This window comes from Nocardia sp. CA-135953, from assembly GCF_050955735.1.
GTDB lineage: Bacteria > Actinomycetota > Actinomycetes > Mycobacteriales > Mycobacteriaceae > Nocardia.
Window position 1 is genome coordinate 1,470,605 of sequence record NZ_CP192082.1, and the last position, 23,112, is coordinate 1,493,716.

Annotated in this window: 24 protein-coding genes, 1 pseudogene and 1 riboswitch; of the genes and pseudogenes, 12 read left to right on the forward strand and 13 right to left on the reverse strand. The window is 66.1% G+C overall.

What is annotated here, in order from left to right:
- Positions 1–50 precede the first annotated feature (50 nt).
- The 3 genes from ACQPXH_RS06660 to ACQPXH_RS06670 all read right to left on the reverse strand — a co-directional run bounded on the left by ACQPXH_RS06660 (position 51) and on the right by ACQPXH_RS06670 (position 3,025).
- Positions 51–1,271, reverse strand: a complete 1,221-nt coding sequence (locus ACQPXH_RS06660; protein WP_433601431.1) for an acetyl-CoA C-acetyltransferase — start codon at positions 1,269–1,271, stop codon at positions 51–53.
- Between the two features lie 69 nt (positions 1,272–1,340).
- Complete coding sequence (locus ACQPXH_RS06665) at positions 1,341–2,231, reverse strand: SGNH/GDSL hydrolase family protein (protein WP_433601432.1); 891 nt, start codon at positions 2,229–2,231, stop codon at positions 1,341–1,343.
- Between the two features lie 320 nt (positions 2,232–2,551).
- Complete coding sequence (locus ACQPXH_RS06670) at positions 2,552–3,025, reverse strand: hypothetical protein (protein WP_433601433.1); 474 nt, start codon at positions 3,023–3,025, stop codon at positions 2,552–2,554.
- 95 nt (positions 3,026–3,120) lie between these two features.
- On the opposite strand from ACQPXH_RS06670, the gene ACQPXH_RS06675 reads away from it, so the two are divergent.
- Positions 3,121–4,503 carry a cystathionine beta-synthase gene (locus tag ACQPXH_RS06675; RefSeq protein WP_433601434.1) on the forward strand — a complete coding sequence of 461 codons (1,383 nt, stop codon included), beginning with the start codon at positions 3,121–3,123 and terminating at the stop codon, positions 4,501–4,503.
- Positions 4,504–4,605: 102 nt separating this feature from the next.
- On the opposite strand, the gene ACQPXH_RS06680 is transcribed toward ACQPXH_RS06675, so the two are convergent.
- Together ACQPXH_RS06680 and ACQPXH_RS06685 are read right to left on the reverse strand one after the other, a co-directional pair.
- Complete coding sequence (locus ACQPXH_RS06680; RefSeq protein WP_433601435.1) at positions 4,606–5,079, reverse strand: DUF4254 domain-containing protein; 474 nt, start codon at positions 5,077–5,079, stop codon at positions 4,606–4,608.
- A gap of 449 nt (positions 5,080–5,528) precedes the next feature.
- Positions 5,529–6,704: an acyl-CoA dehydrogenase family protein gene (locus tag ACQPXH_RS06685; RefSeq protein WP_433601436.1), complete on the reverse strand. Its 1,176-nt coding sequence runs from the start codon at positions 6,702–6,704 to the stop codon at positions 5,529–5,531.
- Positions 6,705–6,805: 101 nt separating this feature from the next.
- Between ACQPXH_RS06685 and ACQPXH_RS06690 the strand changes: the two genes are divergently transcribed.
- A complete protein-coding gene (locus ACQPXH_RS06690; RefSeq protein WP_433601437.1) occupies positions 6,806–7,981 on the forward strand; it encodes a cystathionine gamma-synthase in 1,176 nt (391 codons plus the stop codon).
- A gap of 74 nt (positions 7,982–8,055) precedes the next feature.
- Here ACQPXH_RS06690 and greA read toward each other — a convergent pair whose 3' ends face one another.
- Entirely contained in the window at positions 8,056–8,550 is a 495-nt protein-coding gene (gene greA, locus ACQPXH_RS06695) for a transcription elongation factor GreA (RefSeq protein WP_040695247.1), read from the reverse strand.
- Between the two features lie 297 nt (positions 8,551–8,847).
- Positions 8,848–9,288: a DUF4307 domain-containing protein gene (locus tag ACQPXH_RS06700; protein WP_433601438.1), complete on the reverse strand. Its 441-nt coding sequence runs from the start codon at positions 9,286–9,288 to the stop codon at positions 8,848–8,850.
- A 142-nt stretch (positions 9,289–9,430) separates the two neighbouring features.
- Between ACQPXH_RS06700 and mca the strand changes: the two genes are divergently transcribed.
- From mca to ACQPXH_RS06715, 3 genes are all read left to right on the forward strand, one after another.
- Positions 9,431–10,297: a mycothiol conjugate amidase Mca gene (mca, locus tag ACQPXH_RS06705; RefSeq protein WP_433603335.1), complete on the forward strand. Its 867-nt coding sequence runs from the start codon at positions 9,431–9,433 to the stop codon at positions 10,295–10,297.
- Positions 10,297–10,566: a hypothetical protein gene (locus tag ACQPXH_RS06710; protein ID WP_433603336.1), complete on the forward strand. Its 270-nt coding sequence runs from the start codon at positions 10,297–10,299 to the stop codon at positions 10,564–10,566. Before mca ends, ACQPXH_RS06710 begins: the two co-directional genes overlap by 1 nt.
- 274 nt (positions 10,567–10,840) lie before the next feature.
- Positions 10,841–11,407 (forward strand): TIGR03086 family metal-binding protein, encoded by a 567-nt coding sequence (locus ACQPXH_RS06715; RefSeq protein ID WP_387296200.1) that lies wholly within the window; start codon positions 10,841–10,843, stop codon positions 11,405–11,407.
- A gap of 21 nt (positions 11,408–11,428) precedes the next feature.
- On the opposite strand, the gene ACQPXH_RS06720 is transcribed toward ACQPXH_RS06715, so the two are convergent.
- Positions 11,429–11,605, reverse strand: a complete 177-nt coding sequence (locus ACQPXH_RS06720) for a hypothetical protein (RefSeq protein ID WP_433601440.1) — start codon at positions 11,603–11,605, stop codon at positions 11,429–11,431.
- A gap of 439 nt (positions 11,606–12,044) precedes the next feature.
- On the opposite strand from ACQPXH_RS06720, the gene ACQPXH_RS06725 reads away from it, so the two are divergent.
- Together ACQPXH_RS06725 and ACQPXH_RS06730 are read left to right on the forward strand one after the other, a co-directional pair.
- On the forward strand, positions 12,045–14,108 hold the full coding sequence (locus tag ACQPXH_RS06725; protein WP_433601441.1) for a thioredoxin domain-containing protein: 2,064 nt from the start codon (positions 12,045–12,047) through the stop codon (positions 14,106–14,108).
- Between the two features lie 127 nt (positions 14,109–14,235).
- Positions 14,236–14,382: pseudogene (locus ACQPXH_RS06730) on the forward strand (hypothetical protein); the annotation flags it as partial.
- Here ACQPXH_RS06730 and ACQPXH_RS06735 read toward each other — a convergent pair.
- The 3 genes from ACQPXH_RS06735 to trhA all read right to left on the reverse strand — a co-directional run bounded on the left by ACQPXH_RS06735 (position 14,370) and on the right by trhA (position 16,976).
- Positions 14,370–15,950 (reverse strand): adenylate/guanylate cyclase domain-containing protein, encoded by a 1,581-nt coding sequence (locus ACQPXH_RS06735; protein WP_433601442.1) that lies wholly within the window; start codon positions 15,948–15,950, stop codon positions 14,370–14,372. The pseudogene ACQPXH_RS06730 and the gene ACQPXH_RS06735 overlap by 13 nt on opposite strands.
- Positions 15,947–16,189 carry a hypothetical protein gene (locus ACQPXH_RS06740; protein WP_433601443.1) on the reverse strand — a complete coding sequence of 81 codons (243 nt, stop codon included), beginning with the start codon at positions 16,187–16,189 and terminating at the stop codon, positions 15,947–15,949. The genes ACQPXH_RS06735 and ACQPXH_RS06740 overlap by 4 nt, the downstream gene beginning before the upstream one ends.
- 97 nt (positions 16,190–16,286) lie before the next feature.
- The gene (gene trhA / locus ACQPXH_RS06745) at positions 16,287–16,976 is read right to left on the reverse strand and encodes a PAQR family membrane homeostasis protein TrhA (protein WP_433603337.1); all 690 of its coding nucleotides are present in this window, start codon (positions 16,974–16,976) and stop codon (positions 16,287–16,289) included.
- A 122-nt stretch (positions 16,977–17,098) separates the two neighbouring features.
- On the opposite strand from trhA, the gene ACQPXH_RS06750 reads away from it, so the two are divergent.
- The 3 genes from ACQPXH_RS06750 to ACQPXH_RS06760 are packed head-to-tail and all read left to right on the forward strand — an operon-like array spanning position 17,099 to position 18,530.
- Entirely contained in the window at positions 17,099–17,887 is a 789-nt protein-coding gene (locus ACQPXH_RS06750) for an isoprenyl transferase (RefSeq protein ID WP_433601444.1), read from the forward strand.
- Between the two features lie 29 nt (positions 17,888–17,916).
- On the forward strand, positions 17,917–18,285 hold the full coding sequence (locus tag ACQPXH_RS06755) for a hypothetical protein (RefSeq protein WP_433601445.1): 369 nt from the start codon (positions 17,917–17,919) through the stop codon (positions 18,283–18,285).
- On the forward strand, positions 18,282–18,530 hold the full coding sequence (locus ACQPXH_RS06760; protein WP_433601446.1) for a hypothetical protein: 249 nt from the start codon (positions 18,282–18,284) through the stop codon (positions 18,528–18,530). Before ACQPXH_RS06755 ends, ACQPXH_RS06760 begins: the two co-directional genes overlap by 4 nt.
- Positions 18,531–18,533: 3 nt before the next feature.
- Here ACQPXH_RS06760 and coaA read toward each other — a convergent pair whose 3' ends face one another.
- Positions 18,534–19,466, reverse strand: a complete 933-nt coding sequence (gene coaA, locus ACQPXH_RS06765) for a type I pantothenate kinase (RefSeq protein ID WP_433601447.1) — start codon at positions 19,464–19,466, stop codon at positions 18,534–18,536.
- A gap of 177 nt (positions 19,467–19,643) precedes the next feature.
- Here coaA and ACQPXH_RS06770 point away from each other — a divergent pair, with 177 nt between their 5' ends.
- Positions 19,644–20,840, forward strand: a complete 1,197-nt coding sequence (locus ACQPXH_RS06770; RefSeq protein ID WP_433601448.1) for a DUF885 domain-containing protein — start codon at positions 19,644–19,646, stop codon at positions 20,838–20,840.
- A gap of 51 nt (positions 20,841–20,891) precedes the next feature.
- Here the strand turns inward: ACQPXH_RS06770 and ACQPXH_RS06775 are convergent, their stop codons facing one another.
- Complete coding sequence (locus tag ACQPXH_RS06775) at positions 20,892–21,332, reverse strand: nitroreductase family deazaflavin-dependent oxidoreductase (protein WP_433601449.1); 441 nt, start codon at positions 21,330–21,332, stop codon at positions 20,892–20,894.
- Positions 21,333–21,469: 137 nt separating this feature from the next.
- Positions 21,470–21,554, forward strand: a riboswitch (ZMP/ZTP riboswitch).
- A gap of 114 nt (positions 21,555–21,668) precedes the next feature.
- Here ACQPXH_RS06775 and glyA point away from each other — a divergent pair.
- The gene (gene glyA, locus ACQPXH_RS06780) at positions 21,669–22,964 is read left to right on the forward strand and encodes a serine hydroxymethyltransferase (RefSeq protein WP_433603338.1); all 1,296 of its coding nucleotides are present in this window, start codon (positions 21,669–21,671) and stop codon (positions 22,962–22,964) included.
- Positions 22,965–23,112 lie beyond the last annotated feature (148 nt).

Genomic DNA, 23,112 nt, shown 5'->3' on the forward strand with positions numbered 1-23,112 from the left:
CACGAAGGCGGCCACCGGAATCCCGGTGGCCGCCTTTGCGTGCGCGGAAACTAGCTCAGGCGCTCGATCACCATGGCCATGCCCTGGCCGCCGCCGACGCACATGGTCTCCAGGCCGAACTGCTTGTCGTGGGTCTGGAGGTTGTTGATGAGGGTGGCGGTGATGCGGGCGCCGGTCATGCCGAACGGGTGGCCGAGGGCGATGGCGCCACCGGACACATTCAGCTTGTCGAGGTCCATGTTCAGCTCGCGGGCGGAACCGAGGACCTGGACAGCGAACGCCTCGTTGATCTCGTACAGGTCGAGGTCGTCGATGGTCATCTTGGCGGTCTTCAGGGTCTTGCGGACCGCCTCGATCGGGCCGAGGCCCATGATCTCGGGGGACAGGCCGGAGACGCCGGTGGCGACAATGCGCGCCAGCGGGGTCAGGCCCAGTTCCTTGGCCTTGGTGTCGCTCATGACGACCAGCGCGGCCGCACCGTCGTTGAGCGGACAGGCGTTACCGGCGGTAATGGTGCCGTCCGGGCGGAACACCGGCTTCAGCTGCGAGATCTTCTCGTAGGTTGTGCCTGCGCGAGGGCCGTCGTCGGTGGTGACGATGGTGCCGTCGGGCAGGGTCACCGGGGTGATCTCCCGTTCGAAGAAGCCGGCCTTGATGGCCTCCTCGGCGCGGTTCTGCGAGCGCACGCCCCAATGGTCCTGATCTTCACGGGTGATGCCGGTGTACTGGGCGACGTTCTCGGCGGTCTGGCCCATGGCGATGTAGACGTCGGGCAGGATGCCCGCCGAACGCGGATCGGTCCACCGGTCGGCGCCGCCTTCGGCGCGCTCGGCGGTGCGGGCCTCGGCCTCGGCGAACTCCGGGTTGTGGGTGTCCGGCCAGCCGTCGGCAGTGCCCTTCGGGAACCGCGACACGGTCTCGACACCGGCGGAGATGAACACGTCGCCCTCACCGGCCTTGATGGCGTGGAAGGCCATCCGGGTGGTCTGCAGCGAGGAGGAGCAGTAGCGGTTCAAGGTGACGCCGGGCAGGGTGTCGTAGCCGAGTTGCACGGCCACGTTGCGGGCCATGTTGAAACCGCCCTCACCGGCGGGCTGGCCGCAGCCCAGGATCAGATCGTCGATTTGGATGGGGTCGAGGCCGGGAATCTTGTCCAAGGCCGCGCGGACCATCTGGGCCGCGAGGTCATCCGGCCGCATGCTCACCAGCGAGCCCTTTCCGGCGCGGCCGATCGGCGAGCGAGCGTAGGAAACGATGACGGCCTCGGGCATGAGGACTCCTTTGTCGGACGGTCATGGTGCGTGCGGACGGTGTCCGAAACGCGGTCTTCGAACCGTTTGTTACTTGTGCGTTCGAATCGAATCTACGTCCCGTCCTGTTGGGCGGGAACGTGGGGTCGCCGCCTCGAGTGCCTCGATCAGGACCGGGAGCAGCAGCGCGGCCGCCCGTCCGTAACCCGCCGCCGAGGGGTGGAATCCGTCCTCGGAAAACAGCTGCTCGGGTGCGGCACGGAACTCCGAGGCGAGCCGGTCACCCATTGCCACCGGGATGCCACCGGCCATCGTGGTCGCGACCGATTGAGCCCGGGCCAAGCGGATGCTCCAGTTACGCACCACCGTCCGCAGCGGCTGCGGAATCGCCACGACCGTGCCGAGATTCGGACAGGTGCCGACCACCACGATGCTGTCGGCACGGCGCAGGCGGGCCACCGCGGCGGCGAGCCGGTGCGCGGAGGCGCGGATGGAGTGCTTCTTGGTGACGTCGTTGGCGCCGATGAGGATGACCGCGGCATCCGGCGGCCGCCCGGCGACGAACATCGCGTCGACCTGTCCGGCCAGCCCTTTCGAGGTCGCACCGGATATGGCCTTGGTACTCAACCGGATTCGCTGTCCGGTGGTCTCGGCGAGGCCGCGGGCGATGCGCACGCCGAGGACCTCCTCGGGTGATACGCAGCCGACCCCGGCCGCGGTCGAATCGCCGAAGATCATCAGATGCACGTCGGCATGCAGACCGGTGCGCCACGGTTGCGGCGCAAGGCAGCCCGCGGTGTAGATGCCGTCGGCCTCGGGCGGTTTCGAGGTATCGCGCCCGATGACCCCGCGCGCGACCCCGGCCTGTGCCATGAGCAGTCGATACGTCGCCCACCATGCGGTCCCGGCGCCGGAACCGGCCAATACAGTCGCGGCACCCGTCACTGCCGCCGTCTTCCATACTCCCCCGCCTCCCCGCATCCTTTGCCGGTCGTTGGGAGTCACGGCAGTTGCGTTTCGGGCCGACGGTTCAGTGCGCCACAGCATCTGGGCGTAGCTCCCCCGCCTCCCCGGGCCTTTTGCCGACCGGTCGGTGGTGCCGCGGGTTTCGTCGCGGGCCGACGGTTCAGTGCGCCACAGCCTCTGGGCGTACCCGATAAGTTACCCATGTACCTACGAAATCAGTTGTTGCGGTTCGAGGCAACACGAGATGAGCCACACGCGGAATTCTGCGTCGACGGCATGACCTGATCGCCCTGCGGTACAGACGATCAACGCTGGCAGCGAAGTCGTGGCGCGGCTCAGGCCGGCGGTTCGCCGGGAACTTCGAACCACCCGTGCGCGGCGACGCTCGCGGTGTCGGTGCTGACGGTGACCTCGACGCGTCCCGGACCGGTGTCCTGGAACAGGGCGTACTGAATGCTGCCGTAGAGGCCGGTGACCACGTTGTTGTCGTAGCTGCCCGTCGCGCCGGTGTTCAGATTGCGCCACGCGACGGTGGTGCGGACCTCACACAGCGGAGCCAGCGGATAGTCGCCGGGTCCGAGACCCACCGCCGGATCCGCGCGCACATTGAGAACGGCCCGGCCCGGCCACTGCGCACTGGTGTCGGCCCAGGTGCGGATGGTCGTCCAGCAGAGGCCGCCGTGCGCCAGCGTCGGCACCTGTGGGAACTGAACGGTCGCGGCCGCTGCGGGGGCGGCCCCGACGACTCCGGCGGCCACTGCCGCTCCGGCCAGAACTGTCGCGGCGCGAGCGATGTTCGGCTGCTTCATATTTGCGATCCTAGGCAAGTGATCGCCGTCATGTGCGATTTGTCGGGCTGGACGCGCGCGCACGGATACCGACCCCTTCTGCAACGATAGGGGGCATGCGCATCGCTGATCATGTCGTTGACCTCATCGGCAATACGCCGCTGGTTCGATTGAACTCGGTGGTGGGCCCCAACGCAGGCATAGTCGCGGCCAAGATCGAATATCTGAATCCGGGCGGTAGCTCCAAGGACCGCATCGCCGTGAAGATGATCGAGGCGGCCGAGGCCTCCGGCGCGCTGCGGCCGGGCGGCACCATTGTCGAGCCGACCTCCGGCAATACCGGTGTCGGGCTCGCGCTGGTCGCGCAGCAGCGCGGCTACCAGTGCGTATTCGTCTGCCCGGACAAGGTGAGCGAGGACAAGCGCAACGTGCTGCGCGCCTATGGCGCCGAAGTCGTGGTGTGCCCGACCGCGGTGCCCCCGGACCACCCGGACAGCTACTACAGCGTCTCCGACCGGCTGGTCCGCGAGATCGACGGCGCGTGGAAGCCGGACCAGTACTCCAACCCGGGCGGCCCGGACAGCCACTACGAGACCACCGGCCCGGAGATCTGGCGCGATACCGACGGCAAGGTCACCCATTTCGTGGCCGGTGTCGGTACCGGCGGCACCATCACCGGCGCCGGTCGGTATCTGAAGGAAGTCTCCGGCGGCAAGGTGCAGATCGTCGGCGCAGATCCCGAGGGTTCGGTGTACTCCGGCGGCACCGGTCGGCCGTATCTGGTCGAGGGCGTCGGTGAGGACTTCTGGCCGTCGGCCTATGACCCGGCCGTGCCGGACGAGATCATCGCCGTCTCCGATGCCGACTCCTTCGATATGACCCGCAGGCTCGCGCGCGAGGAGGGCCTGCTGGTCGGCGGCTCCTGCGGTATGGCGGTGATCGCCGCCATCGATGTCGCCCGGCGCGATCCGGATGCGATCGTGGTCGTACTACTGCCCGACGGCGGCCGCGGCTACCTGTCCAAGATCTTCAACGACCAGTGGATGAGCTCCTACGGCTTCCTACGGGATCGGATGGACGGCGCGGCGGAGCCGCTGGTCGGCGATGTGCTGCGCGGCAAGTCGGGTGCGCTGCCGGATCTGGTGCACACCCACCCGTCGGAGACCCTGCGCGATGCGATCGAGATCCTGCGCGAGTACGGGGTTTCGCAGATGCCGGTCGTCGGTGCCGAGCCGCCGGTGATGGCGGGCGAGGTCGCGGGCAGCGTGACCGAGCGTGATTTGCTGTCGGCGGTCTTCGAAGGCCGTGCGCAGCTGACGGATTCGGTCGCTCAGCACATGAGCCCGTCGTTCCCGCTGATCGGCTCGGGCGAGCCCATTTCGGCCGCGACCAAGGCCCTCTCCGACTCCGACGCCCTGATGGTCGTAGAAGACGGCAAACCCGTAGGCGTAATCACCCGCCACGACCTACTCGGCTTCCTCAGCACCGGCTCCATCTGAGCTGACTCGAGATCAGGTGGAATCCATGGCGGTATCGGTCCCCAGAAGTCCGCGCCGCCAGCGCTACCTGATCTCGAGCGAATCTCGCGGAGTCGAGTTCGGTTATGCGGATCGGCGGGGGCGCGAATTGACTTGGGCGGCACCGATAATGAGGTCGCTCCACTGATCGGCGAGCAGCGCGAGGCGGTACCAGGCCGCGTGCACGCGATCGTCGGTGACTTTCTCGGCGGTATGCAGTAGGTGGCTGGCGTGCACGTAGGCGGCGGCCATTCGATCCATGGTCGCGCCGATGGATTCGGCGCGGATGTGTGCGGTCGAGCGCCGCTGCGGCACTCGGGTGATCACCCAGGTATCGATGGCGGAGACGAGTTCGGCTCGGCGGCAATCGATTCCGGCGGTGGCGAGCGGATCGCCGTGCCGCTGCCGGTGTAGGTCGGCGAGTGCGTGTGCCAGCGGAATGAGCGGATGATCCTGCCCCGGCTCGGCCGGATGTCCGCCGAAGGCGGCGACCAATTCGCGTTGATCCGGCAGCGCTCGCGCGCCCTCGATGATCGGGCCGCTACTACGCACGAACATGGCTGGCTCCCAACGGGCTCGAGAGCAACCGGCAGGCGGGGTGGGATGAGAGCGCGTGCATCGTGTACCTCCACGGACATTTCGATGCGATAAAGCTTGCGCCTCGTCCCTTGCCGATTCGGTGACATCAAGATGGCACCACGATGACAGGCAGTAACAATGTTCTCTACACGGTGCAATTCGCGTTGTGAAAGGAGGCCGACCAGTCGGCAGTGGTGAATATACCGGTCGCGCACCAGAATTCGCGGCATCTGGGTGTAGCGCCCGGTCAGCACACAGCGTCAGTCCAGACCAACTCGAGCGCCCCCCAACTGCCGCACCCTCTTTCGGAACTCAGAACGTCATCACCGGTCATAGCCGCTGTCATCGAGTTGGACGAGTGGTCACCATGTGCTGATGGCGGCAAGTGTCGAGAAGGCCGGCCATCAGCGCATTCTCATGTCATAGGGTTATCGGAGGGCATTCGAGTTGGTTAGGGCTTTTCCTAGTACTAGTTGGTGCACTTCGGCTGTGCCTTCGTATGTGAGGACGGACTCTAGGTTGTTCGCGTGCCGGAGCACCGGATAGTCCAGGGTGATGCCGTTGGCGCCGAGGATGGTTCGGCATTCGCGGGCGATGGCGATGGCCTCCCGGGTGCTGTTCAACTTGCCCGCGCTGATCTGTTCGGCCAGCACTTCGCCGCGATCCTTCAATCTGCCGACCTGCAGCGCGAGCAGCTGGCCCTTGCCGTACTCGAGCGCCATATCGGCGAGCTTCGCCTGGGTCAGCTGGTAGGCGGCCAGCGGCTTGTCGAATACCTCTCTGGTCCGCGCGTACTCGATGGTCGCGGCCAGACAGTCGCGTGCCGCGCCGAGCGCGCCGAAGATAATGCCGAACCGGGCCTCGCTCAGACACGCGAGCGGGGAACTGAGGCCGCGCGACTGCGGCAGCACCGCATCGGTGGGCAGCCGCACGTCGTCGAAGTCCAACTCAGCGGTCACCGACGCGCGCAACGACAACTTGTGATGCATCTCTCGCGCGGTGAATCCGGGCGCGTCCGCCGGGACCAGGAAGCCGCGCACCACCTGCCTGCCCTCGTCCTCGGTCTGCGCCCACACCACCGCGATATCGGCCACCGATCCGTTGGTGATCCACATTTTGGAGCCGTTGAGCACCCAGTCGGTGCCGTCGCGCTTGGCCCTGGTCCGCATGCCAGCGGGATTCGAGCCGAAATCCGGTTCGGTGAGTCCGAAACAGCCGAGCGCGCGCCCGGCCGCCATATCCGGCAGCCACTGCTGCTTGTGCTCCTCGGAACCGAACTTGTGGATCGCGGTCATGGCCAGTGAACCCTGCACCGAAACCATGCTCCGCACACCCGAATCGACCGCCTCGAGCTCCTGGCAGGCCAGACCGTAGGCGGTCGCCGAAAGGCCCGCGCATCCGTAGCCCTCGAGGTGCATACCGAGCAACCCGATATTGCCGAGTTCCGGCGCAAGCTCACGGGCCGGAAACGTCCCTGCCTCGAACCATTCCGCGATCTGCGGCCGCAACCGATGATTCGCGAACGTGCGGACCGTATCGCGGATCTCGCGCTCGTCCTCGGTCAGCAGGGCATCGATCGCGAATAGTTCATCAACGCTCAGCATGAGTTCAACCTACCGCCGTCGCCGCCGCGAAAGCCGGGATCGGGTCACTACAGATGATCCGGCCGATAGCCCGCCGATCGCCCGGGTTTAGGCTGACCCCCATGAGCGAGCGCAGCGAGCGAACAACGAACAGAGCTGAGCTGGGATTCTCCACCAGAGCCGTGCACGCCGGATACGAACCCGAAGCGCGGACCGGTGCGGTGAACGTGCCCATCTACGCGAGTTCCACCTTCGCCCAGGACGGGGTGGGCGGGTTGCGCGAAGGCTACGAATACGGCCGCACCGGCAACCCGACCAGGACCGCACTCGAGGCGAACCTCGCCGCGCTCGAATCGGGCCGCTACGGACGCGCATTCGCCTCCGGCATGGCCGCCACCGACTGTGCGCTGCGGGCGACGCTGCGCCCCGGTGACCACATCGTCATCCCCGACGACGCCTACGGCGGTACCTTCCGGCTGATCGACAAGGTCTTCAGCCAGTGGGGCATCGAGCATTCGCCCGCGCATGTATTCAATGTCGACGAGATGCGCGCAGCGATCCGCCCGAACACCAAGCTGATCTGGGTCGAAACCCCCACCAACCCGCTGCTGAGCATCGGTGATATTCCGGCGCTCGCCGAGGTCGCGCACGTCGCGGGCGCGAAACTGGTGGTGGACAACACCTTTGCCACGCCCTACCTGCAGCAGCCGCTGCTGCTCGGCGCCGATATCGTCACGCATTCGACCACCAAATACCTCGGTGGACACTCCGATGTCGTGGGTGGTGCATTGATCACCAACGATCCAGAACTCGATGCGGCATTCGCCTTCCTACAGAACGGTGCGGGTGCGGTGCCCGGCCCGTTCGACGCATACCTCACCCTGCGCGGCACCAAGACCCTCGCGGTGCGGATGGATCGGCACTGCGACAACGCCGAGACCATTGCCGAATTCCTGACCAGGCATCCGGCCATTTCACAGGTCATCTACCCAGGCCTGGCCGAGCATCCGGGCCACGCCATCGCCGATAAGCAGATGAAGCGTTTCGGCGGCATGATCTCGGTGCGGCTCGACGGCGGCAAAGATGCGGCGCACGAGTTCTGCTCGCGCACCAAGATCTTCACCCTCGCCGAATCACTCGGCGGCGTGGAATCGCTGATCGAACACCCGGCCGCCATGACGCATGCCTCCACCGCGGGCTCGCAGCTCGAAGTGCCGGACGATCTGGTCCGGCTCTCGGTCGGCATCGAGGACGTCAGCGATCTGCTGGCCGACGTCGAACAGGCACTGGCGAACTAGAGATATGGAAAACGAAGACCGGCCGCATCCGAACTTTCCGGATGCGGCCGTTCTTCATGGCTTCAGGCCTGAGATCAGCTGTGGTACGGCTCGGCGCTGACCAGCGTGACCTTCATGGTCTTGCCGTTGGGCAGCGTGTACTCACGGGTGTCGCCGACCTTCGCATCGATGAGCGCGCCACCCAGCGGCGAATTCGGCGAGTAGGTCTCGAGCTTGGAATCGTTGAGACCCTCTTCGCGGGTCGCGATGAGGAAGGTCTCGGTGTCGGATTCGTCACCGTCGTAGTAGACCTTGACGACCGAACCCGGCAATGCGACGCCGGACTTGGTGGGCGCGACGCCGACCTTGGCGTTGTTCAGCAGCTCCTGCAGCTGCCGGATGCGCGCTTCCTGCTGACCCTGCTCTTCACGCGCGGCGTGATATCCGCCGTTTTCCTTGAGGTCGCCCTCTTCGCGGCGCTCGTTGATCTCGGCGGCGATGACCGGACGATTGGCGATGAGCGCGTCGAGTTCACCCTTGAGCCTGTCGTGCGACTCCGGGGTCAGCCAAGTCACTTGCGTCTCAGTCATCTCGATCACTCCCTAGTAGTTGTTCCCGGCCGAGGCCGGGTTCCCTGATCCGCTGCAGTGCCCACAGGGGGCGGGCACGCACCAGCCGACGGCTAGTGCCATCCTGGGGAAGTTCATCGAACCCCGACAGGCCTCAGGTCCGGCAAACTCACGCACCCGGAACTGACAACGCTGGCCGCCAATGCAGCAAACACGGCTCCGAGCCCCGGAACCGTGTATCACGCCATTCTAGCATGAATCACAAACATGCAGGTCGGCGTTCATTTTGTGGACGCCTCGGTTGTCTATTGCCCAGAATCAGCCCGCGCGCAGATACTTCGGCACGTCATCACTGCAGCCGTAAATGCTGCTCGACACCGGCCGGGCGGAAGCGCGCACGGTGGTCGTCAGCTCGATGGTGCCGCTGCCGGACGGCTCGATCAGCACCTCGCGGCGGCCCAATTCGGACCCGTCCCTGGCCATCGCGCGGACGAAACACACCACCGGCTGCTGCGGATCCTTGCGGGTGACCTTGAGATGGACCGAGATGGTCGAGTCGTCGACGACGGTGTATCCGAGCTGTTCGGCGTCGATATCCTCCGGGCCGTACTTCTGAAAGCCGACGTAGGCGACCCCGAGACCCGCGGCGAGCACGACCGCGCCGAGGGCGAACGGAATCCAGCGGCGCGTCGGGCGTGGCGTGGTTCCGTACCGGTCGGCACGTCGTTCGATCGGCGTGTCACCGGGCGTTTCACTCATGCCGTCTCACTCCGGGGGGTACGTCGGAACAAAAGTCTGTCGAATGGAACTATAGGGACAGGCAGATCGGACCCCGGCGGCGGAGAGTACGAGGTATGACGGTGGTTGATGAGGTGAACGAGACGTGAGTGGCTTTCGGCTCATGGCGGTTCATGCGCACCCCGACGACGAATCCAGCAAGGGTGCCGCGACGACCGCACGGTATGCCGACGAGGGCCACGATGTCCTCATCGTCACGCTGACCGGCGGCGAACGCGGCAGCATCCTCAACCCTGCGATGGACACCCCTGGCGTCTTGGAGCGGATCAATGAGATCCGGCGCGAGGAGATGGAGGCCGCGGCCGCCGCGCTCGGTGTGCGCCAGACCTGGCTCGGTTTCCTCGACTCCGGCCTGCCCGAGGGCGATCCGCTGCCGCCGCTACCCGAGGGCTGCTTCGCGCTGGTCCCGCTGGACGAAGCCGTCGAGGCGCTGGTCCGCGTGGTGCGCGAATTCAAGCCGCATGTGATGACCACCTATGACGAGAACGGCGGCTACCCGCATCCCGATCACATCCGCTGCCACGAGGTGTCGATGGCCGCGTTCGAGGCGGCGGGCGATCCGGATCGTTTTCCGGATGCGGGCGAGCCGTGGCAGCCGCTGAAGATCTACTACGACCACGGTTTCACCATGGCACGCCTGGATGTTTTCGCCGCCGAATACGAGCGGATCGGTGAGCCGTTTCCGCTGCAGGAATGGTTGGAACGCACGCGCGCCTACCGGCAGGGCCGTCCAGACGGCATGACCAGGGTGACCACCCAGATCGAGTGCGCCAAGTACTTCCCGCAGCGCGATGACGCCCTGCGCGCGCACGCCACCCAGATCGATCCCAACGGCGCGTTCTTCGCGATCCCGATGGAAATGCAGCAGCGGCTGTGGCCGACCGAGGAGTTCGAACTGGCCAAGTCCAGGGTCGACTCCACGCGGCCGGAGACCGATCTGTTCGCAGGTATCGAAGACGAGCACCGGTGATGTTGGTTCTGCTCGCGCAATCTCCCGGCACGCCCACCGGACCCGAATTCGGCAAGGCGTCGCCGCTCGGACTGGTGATCATCCTGGTGTTGCTCGCCGGGACCGTCCTGCTGGTGCGGTCGATGAACCGGCATATAAAAGGCCTGCCCGCGACCTTCGAGCCCGAACACCCGGAACCGGATCAGGCGGCCGACGAGGGCACCGAACCCGGTATCGCCCGGCTCGACAACAAGGACGTCGAGTCCGACGAGGGGCCTGATAAAACCTGATTTCGCAGCGGCCGTCCAAGAAGCTCGGGCGGCCGCTGTCACATTCGCCGCTCCTGTTTCGTCATCGGTTGGTCGCGGCGCGATCCACGGGCCGCAGGTGCTTTCGAGCACAGCTGCGAAGTGAGGAAATACCAATGATATTCGAGGATCTGCGCGCTGAACTATCCGGCCGGGTGCTGGCGCTGGATTCCGTGATCTGGGCGGCGTTGGATCGAGTTTGGATGTCACCCGGTTGTGCTAACTCTTCTGCTGACGCTTCGAGCGAAGGATGCCCATGGACAATGTGATCGGACAGATCGACCGCGCACTGGATATGACGGGTGCGATCGTGATCGCCGCCGTCGACGGCGACCGGCTCGCGGCGCCGACGCCGTGTCAGGATTGGGATGTGCATGCGGTGCTCAATCACGCCGTCGGCAATATGCACCGGTTCGCGGCCGGGGTGAGCGGGACCGATGCGGGCGCCGGACTCGAGGACGACTGGCTCGGCATCGATCCGCAGGGCGCGTTCGCCGCGGCCGCCGAGGTGGACCGCGCCGCCTGGCATCGCCCCGACGCCCTGACCGGCACCGTGCGCATCGCACTCGGCGAGCTCCCCGGTCCGGCGGCCGCCATGGTCCACCTCACCGAAGTCGTCGCGCACGGCGTCGATATCGCGGTGGCCATCGATCGCCCCGACCTCGCCGATGACGAATTGTGCGCCGAACTGCTGACCACCATGCACGCCATGGGCGGACTCGATGGGTTCCGCAAGCCGGGGATGTTCGACGAGGAGGTCACGGTACCGGCGGACGCGCCCGCGCACCGTCGACTGCTCGGCTATCTCGGACGAGCCTGGTAACTGCTTGCCGCGCAATAGATCTCAGGCGCGACGCACGGGATGACGCAGGATCGTGCGGGTATTCGCGCCGGGATTCTTGCGCGGATCCGAGAGGTGGATCTCGTGATGGCGGCCGTTCATGAGCAACCCCTCGACGGTCATGAACGCTTCCATCCTGGCCAGCGTCTCCGGTTCAGCGGCATACGGTCCGATATGCATGACCTGGATTGACTCCCCCTCGGTAGCCGCTCGAACGTCGCCCCGGACACCATCTCAGCGGTGACCACCTCGGGCATGCGGATCATCGGCTTCCACTGCCACTGCCACTGCCACTGCCACTGCCACTGCCACTGCCACTGCCACTGCTCGCGCGGCACGGACAGCGGCGGTTCATCGGAGTTCACCCACCACTTGTGGACTCCGCTCAGCGGGTTCCGGAACCGGGGTTGCGCTTGGGAGTTCAGCGCTGAATGAGCAAGACCCCCCGAGCGGATTCCGGAGGCCTCGTTCTTATGGAAAGCGTACCGATAGGTCTATTTCGGCAGGCGCGATTCCGGCGGCCTGGGAGTTCCGCCTGCGTGACCATTGCGAGTGTGATGGCCGGTGTGAATCGGGTACCTCCTCGAGTGGCCGGTTCGAGCGGACGTGAGAGGCTGAGATGGTGAACCTGCTGGGTAGCGCGACCTCACCGTATCTGCGACAGCATGCGGATAATCCGGTGCACTGGCGGGAGTGGGATCCCGCGGCCTTGGCGGCGGCGCGGGCGCGGGATGTGCCGATCCTGCTGTCCGTCGGGTACGCGAGTTGCCACTGGTGCCATGTGATGGCGCACGAGTCGTTCGAGGACGAACGGACGGCGGCGCAGATGAACGACAACTTCGTGTGTATCAAGGTGGATCGTGAAGAGCGTCCGGATCTGGACGCGGTCTATATGAATGCCACGGTGGCGATGACCGGTCAGGGTGGCTGGCCGATGACGTGCTTCCTCACGCCGGATGGCGAGCCGTTCTACTGCGGTACCTACTACCCGAAGGTGCCGCGCGGTGGGATGCCGTCGTTCACCCAGCTGCTCACGGCCGTTACCGATACCTGGAATACCCGGCGCGACGAGGTGGACAAGGCTTCCGCGCAGGTGGCCGACGCGCTGCGGGCACAGGCCGCCGGGCTGCCCGATGCGGATGTGACGATTTCGGCCGAACTGCTCGATCATGCCGTCGCGGCGGTGCTGCGCGATGAAGACCACAAGCACGGCGGATTCGGTGGCGCGCCGAAGTTTCCGCCGTCGGCGCTGTTGGCGGGCCTGCTGCGCAGTTGGGAGCGCACCGGCGACGCCGCGACCCTTGATGTGGTGAATCGGACGGCCGAGGCCATGGCGCGCGGCGGCATCTACGACCAGTTGCGCGGCGGGTTCGCGCGCTACTCTGTCGATGCCGCCTGGCTGGTGCCGCATTTCGAGAAGATGCTCTACGACAATGCGCAATTGCTGCGCGCCTATGCGCATCTCGCCCGCCGAAACCCTGAGCGAGGGTCGTTGGCGCACCGGGTTACTCGCGAGACGGTGCAGTTCATTCTCGACGACCTCGGTACGGACCACGGTGGGTTCGCGTCGGCGCTGGATGCCGACACCCACCTGGAGCCGGGCGGTCCGGGTGTCGAAGGTGCGACCTACGTCTGGACACCCGCCGAGCTGATCGGCGAACTCGGTCCTATCGAAGGCGCTTGGGCCGCAGAGGTTTTCGGGGTAACAACGGCCGGGAATTTCGAACAGGGCACCTCGGTGCTCACCCTGTATACCGATCCGGATGCGCTGTCCGACAACGGGACTGCCCGCGAACGCTTCGAACGTGCCCGCGCCACACTGCGCGCGGCCCGTGCCCGACGTCCACAGCCGGACCGCGATGACAAAGTGGTGACCGCCTGGAACGGAATGGCGATTACGGCACTCGCCGAGGCGGGTTCCGCACTGCGGCAAGATGATTGGGTGGAAGCCGCTGCTCGTTGTGCCCGCTTCCTGCTTGCCGAGCACGTGGTCGACGGCCGGGTGCGCCGCGCCTCGCTCGGTGGCGTGGTCGGCACGTCGCCAGGCGTCTTGGAGGACTACGCCTGGCTGGTCACCGGCCTGCTGGCCCTACACCAGGCCACCGGTGGACTCGACTGGCTCGAACACGCACAACGACTGCTGGACAAGGCCATTCGACATTTCGCCGACGGTACTGCGCCCGGCAGTTGGTTCGACACCGCCGACGACGCCGAACCCCTCGTCGCCCGCCCCCGCGATCCCATCGACGGTGCAACCCCCGCAGGCGCATCCGCCTTTGCCGAAGCCCTCCTCACCGCCGCCGCCACCAGCGCCCCGGAGCAGACACTGCGCTACCGCGAACTGGCCGATCAGACCCTCCGACGCGGCGCAGTAGTCCTCGCCCGCGTCCCACGCTCGGCCGGCCAATGGCTCACCGTCGCCGAACCCGCTCTCCGCGGCCCCCTCCAAGTAGCCATCGCCCTACCCGACACCGCGACCGCGGCAACGGATTTGATCGCCACTGCCCGCGCCGAAGCCCCCGGCGGCACCGTCATCATCGCCGCGCCCACCAACTCGGTCCCCCTCCTGACCGACCGCACCCCGGTCAACGGCGCCCCCTCCGCCTACGTCTGCCGAGGCTCCGTCTGCGACCTCCCCGTAACGACCCCACCCGAACTACGCGCCTCCCTGCGCCGCCCGTAGCCCGCCAACTGGTGTCGAGTGTCGTAATGCGCCTACGCCGGAGGGGCTGGTTGCGGCAGAGTTGGTGGGTGACCTTGCGTAGTCAGCTTTGTTCATCGGTGGTCGGTCCGGGGTGGGGAAGACCACCGTGGCGTTCGAGGTTCATGCGCGGCTTTCGGCGGCGCGGGTGCGATCAGGGTTTCTGCGCCGGGGGGAGGGGATTCGATGTCGTCCTCGCCGGTGGGTTGGACTGAACCAGCCGAAGGCGCTTCGATCCAGCGATCAGAGATTCTGCGAGGAAGATTCGGTTGTCGCCGTTCGTACTTCGGCGATCGCGCTGACGGCGGCCGCATCGGTATCGGGTTCCATTCCTTTGGAAGTCGGGGCGGCCTCCAGGTCGGTCCAGCAGGCGGTGAGCTCGGGCATTCCTCGCAGCAGAATATTGTCGTAGAGAACCCATTTGGCGCGCTCGTGCTCGGCCGCCGCCTCGATGATCGCACCGCTCACCAGGATTCGGCGCGGCACCTCCTTCGCCTCGGTGGTCAGCCGGGCGGCCTCATTGACCGCATCGCCGATTACCGTGTACTCCAACCGCGTATCGGAGCCGATATCACCGGCGAACACCCGCCCACGCGCGACGCCGATGCCGATATCGAGTTCGCCGGTGGCCGTGACCTCGTCGCGAATGCGTCGCGCGGCCCGCAGCGCAGGTGTCGCATTGTCGCGCAATGCGATGGGCGCACCGAAGATACACAGCGCCGCATCGCCCTCGAACTTGTTGACCAGCCCGTTGTTCTCCTCGGTCGCCGCAACCACGATCGCGAGCAGTCGATTGAGCTTGGCCACGAAATCGTGCGGCGTCAGACCGCTGGACAGCCCGACGGATCCGGTGACATCGACGAACAGCGCCGACACCTCGCGCACATCGCCGGTCAGATCGACCCCGCCCGCCAAAGCCCGCTCGGCGACTTCCGTGCCGACGTGACGGCCGAAGACAACCCGCATCCGCTCACGTTCACACAGGTTGGCGGCGAGTTCATTGACCGAATTCTCCAGCCGCCCGATCTCGCTGGTGCTGCCGACAGGAACCCGAACATCGAACTCGCCCTTGGTGATCCGATCGAGCGCCCGGCGCAGCGTGCGCATCGGCGTCGCGACCGAACGGGCCAGGATCGCGGTCGCCAGCACACCGGATCCGATGCCGACAATGGAGAGGTAGATGGCGGCGCGGACGCGGTCCGGTGCCTCGGAGGCCGGGTCGGCGAGCACCGTGATCAGCATGAGCAGCGGCATCGCACCCGCCACCGCCCAAGTCATCACGACCCGCATCAGCACCGAGGAACTCCAGTGCGCGGCGGGGCCGAGCACCCCGGACACCACCGGAATGGTCGGGCGGATCAGCCGGTCGACGATCAGGAAGGTGAATCCGGCCGATTGCAACGCGCCCAGGGTGAACAGGGCCGTGGTCACCGCCGCGCTGTTGTGCTCGGACAGATGCGAGAGCATCGAGGCCGCCACGATCACGCCGGGCAGCCATATCGCCAGCGCTCGGGTGGTGATCGCGATCGGTAGGCGCAGCAGTCGTCGCGCCTCGTCGACGGTCGGCTTGCGCTCGTCATCCAGCCACCCGAAATACACGGTTCGATCGCGCACGGCGAGCCCGACCCCGGCCAGGAACCCCACCACCGGATATATCGACGCCAGCCCGATGGTGCGCCGCCAGTCGTCCCCGATCCGGCCGAAAAATCCACTGAGCCACAGCTCGGTCACGATCACCCCGAGGCCACCGAGATTCGCGGCGATCACCACCGCCGCCAGTCCCCACCGCGCCTTCAGCGCCCAAACAACCAGCTTGGTGATCACGGTGCCCTGACATCCGGAGCGGAGCCCGCCTGCGCCGGCGCGTGCGTGCGCACCGAAACCTCGACGCGCACGGGTGTCCCCGATCCGGGCAGCCACCAATTCCAGGTTCCGCACAGTTTCATCAGCGCGGGCACCATGATCGACCGCACGAGTGCCGCATCGATCGCGCCCCAGCGGTAGCCGATACCCCGCTCGCGCCCCGCCTGCTGTCTACCGGTCTCGATCGTCTGCTGTGTCATATCGCCCCGCCATTTTCCGGATCCGCATCCGTCCCCGACTCTATTGCCGCAAAGGGCAATTCGGCATGCCCACGATGTTCCGGCGGCCCGGACGCACTCAGCGCAGCACGACAGACCAGATCGCGGCGTAGTGGCACAGGGCGGCGAGCACCGTCGCGGCGTGGAAGAACTCGTCGTGGCCGAAGATGGCGGGCCACGGGTTCGGCCATTTGGTCGCGTAGAGGATCGCGCCACCGCTGTAGACCAGGCCGCCGACGAGCAGCAGAATCAGCGGTGCGATGCCGATATTCGTATTGAGCTGCCCGGCCACCGGCACAATTGCCCAACCCAGCAGCAGATACAGCGGCACTCCGACCCAGCGGGGAGCGGTCGGCCACAACAGTTTCAGGGCCACACCGGCCAGCGCGCCGAGCCACACGACCAGCAGCAGTATCTGCCCCGTTCGTCCCGGCAGGCCCAGTAATGCGAACGGCGTATAGCTGCCCGCGATGAACAGGAAGATCATCGAATGATCGGCCCGCTTCATCCGGATGCGAGCCTTCGCGGTGGCCCAGGTCACCCGGTGGTAGACGGCGCTGATGCCGAACAACCCGCACACCGTCAGCCCGTAGACCAGAGTGGACCAGCCTGCCGTCGCCGAGACGCTCGCGGCCTTCGAGACGAGAACGAGCACCGCGATAGCCGCGATGCCGACCGCCCAGGTGTGGATCCAGCCCCGCATCCGTGGCTTGAGCAGTGTTGACGTGCCCGGGATCGCGACCGGGGTCGCATCGGTCGCGCCGACCATTTCGGACACGAGTTACCTCCTAGTGATACTAGCCAGTAACCTACGGTACCGTAAGTTGCGTCGTATCGTCACTGTACCCGGAACCACAGTCGATGCCGGGATCGCGCCGCTGAGGCGTAGGGTTGGTCGCCGTGGAGCTTCCGAGTCAGGTGCGTGGCTTTCCATACCGCATCTACGAGGCGCGGCTGTCCAAGCAGCTGGCCGGCAAACAACATCCTCGGCACGTCGCGGTGATGTGCGATGGTAATCGGCGCTGGGCCAGAGAGAACGGTTTCACCGATGTGACCCACGGGCATCGGGTCGGCGCGCTGAAAATCGCCGAACTGGTCGGCTGGTGCGCGGACGAGGGCATCGAGATGGTGACCGTCTATCTGCTGTCCACCGAGAATCTGCAGCGCGATCCCGACGAACTGGAGACCCTGTTCGAGGTGATCACCGATGTCGTCGAGGAGCTGTCCGCTCCGGAACAGAACTGGAGTGTGCGTATCGTCGGCACGCTCGACGGCTTTCCGGAGCTGGTCGCGAAACGGCTGCGCACCGCCGCCGAACGCACCATCGGGCGTGACGGTGTGCACGTGAATGTCGCGGTCGGCTACGGCGGTCGGCAAGAGATCGCGGATGCGGTCCGCAAGTTGGTCCGTCAGGAGATTGCGGCGGGGGAGACCGGGGAGGACCTGGTCCAGTCGATCACCGTGAACTCCATCGGCCAGCACCTCTACACCTCCGGTCAGCCGGATCCCGACTTGGTTATCCGAACCTCTGGTGAGCAGCGTCTTTCCGGGTTTTTGCTGTGGCAGAGCGCATACTCGGAAATATGGTTCACCGAGGCCTACTGGCCGGAATTCCGACGGGTGGACTTTCTGCGCGCCTTGCGCGACTACGCCGCTCGACACCGCCGCTTCGGTATCTGACGCAACGACATTCGCGTCCCGTCCGGTTTGTGGACGAGTCGATGAATGCCGTGCCCGGGCCGAAGGGGGAGCAGATGTCCTACTTCGGCTATACGGAATTCGGTCGGCGCTTCCTGGAATACGCGGCCTCCGAACAGCGCATCTCGGGTGCATTCGCCCAGCTGACCGGCGCCGCCTTCGATTTCGGCCCGATCGGCGTCGGGCCAGCCAAATTGGCGAAGGCCGCCGCGCAGGTGCGACTGGGGGAGCCGAAACTGCAACGGTACGTCGACGAGGTCATCTCCTTCGAGCTGGTCATTCCGCTCGATGTCGATCTGCTGCTCGATCTCGCCGTCGACCGGCACCGCTTCCACATCGACGGCAATATCCACCTGCACTTGACATCCACCTGCACTTGACCGTGCGCACCGCGGCGCCACTGCGGGTCGTCATCGATATCGCCGAACCGCGCCCGAGCGATGTTCGCATCAATGTGGCCACCGCCACCAAACGCGGACAGTTGCTGCGCATCCTGGCCAGCGTCGACCACGAGATCCGGCGCTTCGTCGCGCGCTATCTCGCCACCGAAATCCGCAAACCGCATATCGCCGCGGTGCGCGATATCGATGTCGCTGCCCGGCTGGACGCGGCCTGGAAGCTGTGACGGCTAGAGCTTGCGCAATCGCAGCCGATTGATGCTGTGATCGGCGTCCTTGCGCAGCACCAGCGTCGCGCGCGGACGGGTGGGCAGAATGTTGTCCACCAGATTCGGCCGGTTGGTGGAGTTCCAGATCTCCTTCGCGGCGACCGTCGCCTGGTCGTCGGTGAAGCCCGCGTAGTGGTGGAAATGCGCGTTCGGATCGGCGAAGGCGGTCTCGCGCAGCGTGAGAAACCGTTGCACATACCAGTTCTCGATGTCCTCGATGCGTGCGTCGACGTAGATCGAGAAGTCGAACAGGTCCGAGACCATCAACCGCGGACCGGTCTGCAGCACATTGAGACCCTCCACGATGAGAATGTCGGGTTGAGTCACACAGTGGAACTTGCCTGGCACGATGTCGTAGGAGATGTGTGAATACACCGGCGCACATACTTCGGCCGCACCGGATTTCACCTCGGTGACAAAGCGCAGTAGTTTGCGGCGGTCATAACTTTCCGGAAACCCCTTGCGATGCATGATGCCGCGCCGGTTCAGTTCCGCGGTGGGATATAGGAATCCGTCGGTTGTGACCAAATCCACACGCGGATGGTGGTCCCACCGCGCGAGCAGCGCCTGCAGTACGCGTGCGGTGGTGGATTTTCCGACCGCGACACTGCCCGCGACACCGATCACGAATGGCACCTGCTGGTCCGGATGGGTCTCCCCGAGAAAGGTCGCGGTCGCGGCGAATAGCCGCTGACGTGCGGCGACCTGCAGGTGGATGAGGCGAGCGAGCGGGAGGTAGACCTCGGCGACCTCTTCCAGATCGATCTGTTCGCCGAGGCCGCGAAGTCCGATCAGTTCTACCTCGGTGAGCACCAGGGGAGTCGACTTACGCAGGGTCCGCCACTGTTTCCGGTCGAATTCCACATAGGGACTCGGCTCGCTCATTCGTGCCACTTACCCGACACTCCGTTCAGGCAAACACGCATACGTGGCGCGCCGACTGTATGAGATTCGGTCCAGCTCTCGCATAGCCGAATTCTGCTCTGCGTCAACATCGTGTGAGAAGCGGGGTGCCGATACCGGGTGGTAACCGGTCGATGACATGGCCTTCAGCGGCTAATGTCGGCGGACATGGAAGCGCATCCCCTCGTGACCGAGTACCTGCGGCTCGGCTTGGCATTCGACCGACTGGAGGAAGGTTTCGTCGACGCCTATACCGGCGATCCGGCGTTGCGTCGCGAGGTGGAGAACGCGCCCGCTCCCGAGCCGCGCGAGTTGGCGCGGCGGGCGGCGGCATTGCGTGCGGAACTGTCCGGGGCCGGATTGCCGCCGCAGCGCAGCGAATTCCTCGATGTGCATCTGCGCGCGCTGGAATGCTCCGGTCGCAAGTTCGCCGGGGACGACATCGGGTTCGTCGACGAGGTGCGCGCGTACTTCGATGTCGATATCGCACCCGGTGATGTCGAGGGCTACCGCGACGCGCACCGGCAGATGGACGAGGTGCTGCCCGGTGACGGCCCGCTCGCCGAACGGGTGAAGGCCTTCCGCAAGGCCGACGAGATTCCGCCGGAGCGGTTGAGTGTCTGCGTCGAGGCGTTCTCGAGTGCGTTGCGGGAACGGGTGCGCGAGCGGTATCCGTTGCCCGACCATGAGCACGTCACCTATGAGGTGGTGGGGGATAAGCCCTGGTCCGGCTTCAATTACTACCTGGGCAACTACCACTCCCGGGTGGCGATCAACTCCGATCTCGAGCAGCATATGGCGCATCTGCCCGGTCTCATCGCGCATGAGGCCTATCCGGGACACCACACCGAGCACTGCCGTAAAGAGGCAGGTCTGGTAGCGAACGGGCAGGCCGAGCAGACGCTGTTCCTGGTGAATACCCCGCAGTGCCTCATGGCGGAGGGGCTGGCGGATCTGGCGCTGCGCTCGATCGTCGGGTCCGGCTGGGGCAAATGGGCGCAGGAAATCTACGCCGATCTGGGTTTGCGTTTCGAAGGTGAACGCGCCGAACAGCTTTCGAATGCCTCGGCCGAATTGCTCGGGGTCAGGCAGGATGCCGCGCTGCTGCTGCACGATCGGCGCCGCGACGCCGACGAGGTCGCCGAATTCCTGCAGCGCTGGGGCCTGACCACTCAGGAACGTGCCCGCCAATCCCTGCGCTTCCTGTCCTCGCCCCTCTGGCGCGCCTACATCAGCACCTACGTCGAGGGCTATCGCCTGCTCGGCAGTTGGCTGGACCGCGCCGTCGACGCCGACGACCGTGCCGACCGCTTCCGCCGACTGCTCGACGAGCCCCTCACTCCGGGAGCCCTTCGCACTATGTGACTCCGGATGACGGCGCAGCCGCCGCGGCACATGGTGGTGAGAGATACATCATCAAGCGGCGGTGAAGGTGATGCGCACCGAGATGGGGTCGGATTCCAGTGCCTTGATCGTCCATGCCGTGGCCGATTCGGCAGCGCTGCCCTTGGCGAAACTGCGGGCGCGGGCGACCACATCGTCATCTGGGACGAAGGCCGCGGTGCCGGCGTACCAGCGGCTGCCCTGACGCAGCCGGACCTGCGGATTCGCGGCGATATTTCGCGCCCAGCCGGCGCGGTGGCCATGCTGGGAGATCAGCCACGCGCCGTCGTCGTCGATCGAAACGGTGACCGGCACAAGGCGCGGCTGACCCGACTTGGCGCCGATGGTCTCCAACTCGGCGATCATCGAGGAACGGATGCCACCGCCGGATTCGTCATCAGTGCGTTGGAGGGCGCTGTCATTCAATCCCGCGCGCTGAAATCCACTCGTCCGCTCGACGACGCGGAGGTGCACCTCACCGCCCTATTACGGTCCGCCGTCCCAGGGGTTGACGGGTCCGGGGCTCGACGGGGCCGGGGCTCGACGGGTCCGGGGGCTCGACGGGGCCGGGGCTCGACGGGTTCGGGCCCGTCGCCGACTCCCGGATAAGATGATGGGACCGCGACTGGCGCACTCGAGGTGGAAACAACCACCGGGAAGCACCCTCGCCCCGCACCGCGCGCCTGGGTGCCGGGCTCATTGGCCTTGGGGTGCGCACTCCGGGGCACCCGGACCACGGAGGTTGCGATGCACACCGAGACCCAGAACCCCCTGATCGGCGCGGCGCGGTCGGCCAATAGACTCGGCCAGGTGACGCAGACGACCGCCTCTGTCAATACCCGATCCCTCGGTGAGCTCGATCCGGAGCTCGCTGCCGCGATGGCAGGCGAACTCGCCCGCGAACGCGACACCCTCGAGATGATCGCCTCGGAGAACTTCGTGCCGCGCGCGGTGTTGCAGGCGCAGGGCAGCGTGCTCACCAACAAGTACGCCGAGGGCTACCCGGGCCGTCGCTACTACGGTGGCTGCGAGCACGTCGATGTCGTCGAGACCCTCGCCCGCGATCGTGCCAAGGAACTGTTCGGCGCCGAATTCGCCAATGTGCAGCCGCATTCCGGCGCGCAGGCGAATGCCGCGGTGCTGATGGCGCTGATGGAGCCGGGCGACCGGCTGCTCGGCCTCGACCTCGCGCACGGCGGTCACCTCACCCACGGCATGCGACTGAACTTCTCCGGCAAGCTCTACGAGGTGCACTCCTACGGGGTCAGCAAGGAAGACCACCGCATCGATATGGAGGAGTTGCGCAAGACCGCGCTCAGTTCGCGTCCGAAGGTGATCGTCGCCGGTTGGTCGGCCTACCCGAGGCACCAGGACTTCGCGGCGTTCCGGGAGATCGCCGATGAGGTCGGCGCGAAGCTGTGGGTCGATATGGCGCACTTCGCCGGTCTGGTCGCCGCCGGTCTGCACCCCTCGCCGGTGCCCTACGCCGATGTGGTGTCCTCCACCGTGCACAAGACGCTGGGCGGTCCGCGCTCCGGCTTGATCCTGGCCAAGCAGGAGTACGCCAAGAAGCTCAACAGTTCGGTGTTCCCAGGGCAGCAGGGTGGCCCGCTCATGCACGTGATCGCCGCCAAGGCCGTCGCGTTCAAGATCGCGGCGGGCGCCGAGTTCAAGGAGCGCCAGGAGCGCACCCTGTCCGGTGCGAAGATTCTGGCCGAGCGGCTCGGCGGCGCGGATGTCAAGGACAAGGGCATCAGCGTCCTCACCGGCGGCACCGATGTGCACCTGGTGCTCGTCGACCTGCGCAACTCCGAGATCGACGGTCAGCAGGGTGAGGATCTGCTGCACGAAATCGGAATCACGGTGAACCGCAATGCCGTTCCGTTCGACCCGCGTCCGCCGATGGTCACCTCCGGCCTGCGCATCGGCACCGCCGCTCTGGCCACCCGTGGTTTCGGCGATGCCGAGTTCACCGAGGTCGCCGACATCATCGCCACCGCACTGGCAGGCGGCTCCGATGTCGACGCCCTGCGCGCCCGCGTCACCAAGCTGGCCCGTGACCTGCCACTCTACGACGGCCTGGAGGACTGGCACCTGCTCGGCTGAGCCGCTTATTCGCCTGGGAAATCCAGCTGCGCGCCAACGGTATTCGTTGGTGCGCGGAGGTTCCCAGGCGAATTCTTTTGTAGCTGAGGTCGAAAGCCGCTCCGTCGCCGGGCTTCTGGGCGTTTCCTATCGTGCCCGCATTGAGGAC

Excerpts from the sequence above, each read along its gene's own strand:
- ACQPXH_RS06670 (WP_433601433.1), bottom strand. The coding sequence starts at position 3,025 with ATGAAGCAGCCGAACATCGCTCGCGCCGCGACAGTTCTGGCCGGAGCG.
- ACQPXH_RS06770 (WP_433601448.1), top strand. The coding sequence starts at position 19,644 with ATGGAAGCGCATCCCCTCGTGACCGAGTACCTGCGGCTCGGCTTGGCA.
- trhA (WP_433603337.1), bottom strand. The coding sequence starts at position 16,976 with ATGGTCGGCGCGACCGATGCGACCCCGGTCGCGATCCCGGGCACGTCA.
- mca (WP_433603335.1), top strand. The coding sequence starts at position 9,431 with ATGGCGGTTCATGCGCACCCCGACGACGAATCCAGCAAGGGTGCCGCG.
- ACQPXH_RS06710 (WP_433603336.1), top strand. The coding sequence starts at position 10,297 with ATGTTGGTTCTGCTCGCGCAATCTCCCGGCACGCCCACCGGACCCGAA.
- ACQPXH_RS06715 (WP_387296200.1), top strand. The coding sequence starts at position 10,841 with ATGGACAATGTGATCGGACAGATCGACCGCGCACTGGATATGACGGGT.
- ACQPXH_RS06720 (WP_433601440.1), bottom strand. The coding sequence starts at position 11,605 with ATGCATATCGGACCGTATGCCGCTGAACCGGAGACGCTGGCCAGGATG.
- ACQPXH_RS06685 (WP_433601436.1), bottom strand. The coding sequence starts at position 6,704 with ATGCTGAGCGTTGATGAACTATTCGCGATCGATGCCCTGCTGACCGAG.
- greA (WP_040695247.1), bottom strand. The coding sequence starts at position 8,550 with ATGACTGAGACGCAAGTGACTTGGCTGACCCCGGAGTCGCACGACAGG.
- ACQPXH_RS06700 (WP_433601438.1), bottom strand. The coding sequence starts at position 9,288 with ATGAGTGAAACGCCCGGTGACACGCCGATCGAACGACGTGCCGACCGG.
- ACQPXH_RS06675 (WP_433601434.1), top strand. The coding sequence starts at position 3,121 with ATGCGCATCGCTGATCATGTCGTTGACCTCATCGGCAATACGCCGCTG.
- ACQPXH_RS06740 (WP_433601443.1), bottom strand. The coding sequence starts at position 16,189 with ATGACACAGCAGACGATCGAGACCGGTAGACAGCAGGCGGGGCGCGAG.
- ACQPXH_RS06660 (WP_433601431.1), bottom strand. The coding sequence starts at position 1,271 with ATGCCCGAGGCCGTCATCGTTTCCTACGCTCGCTCGCCGATCGGCCGC.
- ACQPXH_RS06725 (WP_433601441.1), top strand. The coding sequence starts at position 12,045 with ATGGTGAACCTGCTGGGTAGCGCGACCTCACCGTATCTGCGACAGCAT.
- ACQPXH_RS06690 (WP_433601437.1), top strand. The coding sequence starts at position 6,806 with ATGAGCGAGCGCAGCGAGCGAACAACGAACAGAGCTGAGCTGGGATTC.
- ACQPXH_RS06680 (WP_433601435.1), bottom strand. The coding sequence starts at position 5,079 with ATGTTCGTGCGTAGTAGCGGCCCGATCATCGAGGGCGCGCGAGCGCTG.
- ACQPXH_RS06665 (WP_433601432.1), bottom strand. The coding sequence starts at position 2,231 with ATGCGGGGAGGCGGGGGAGTATGGAAGACGGCGGCAGTGACGGGTGCC.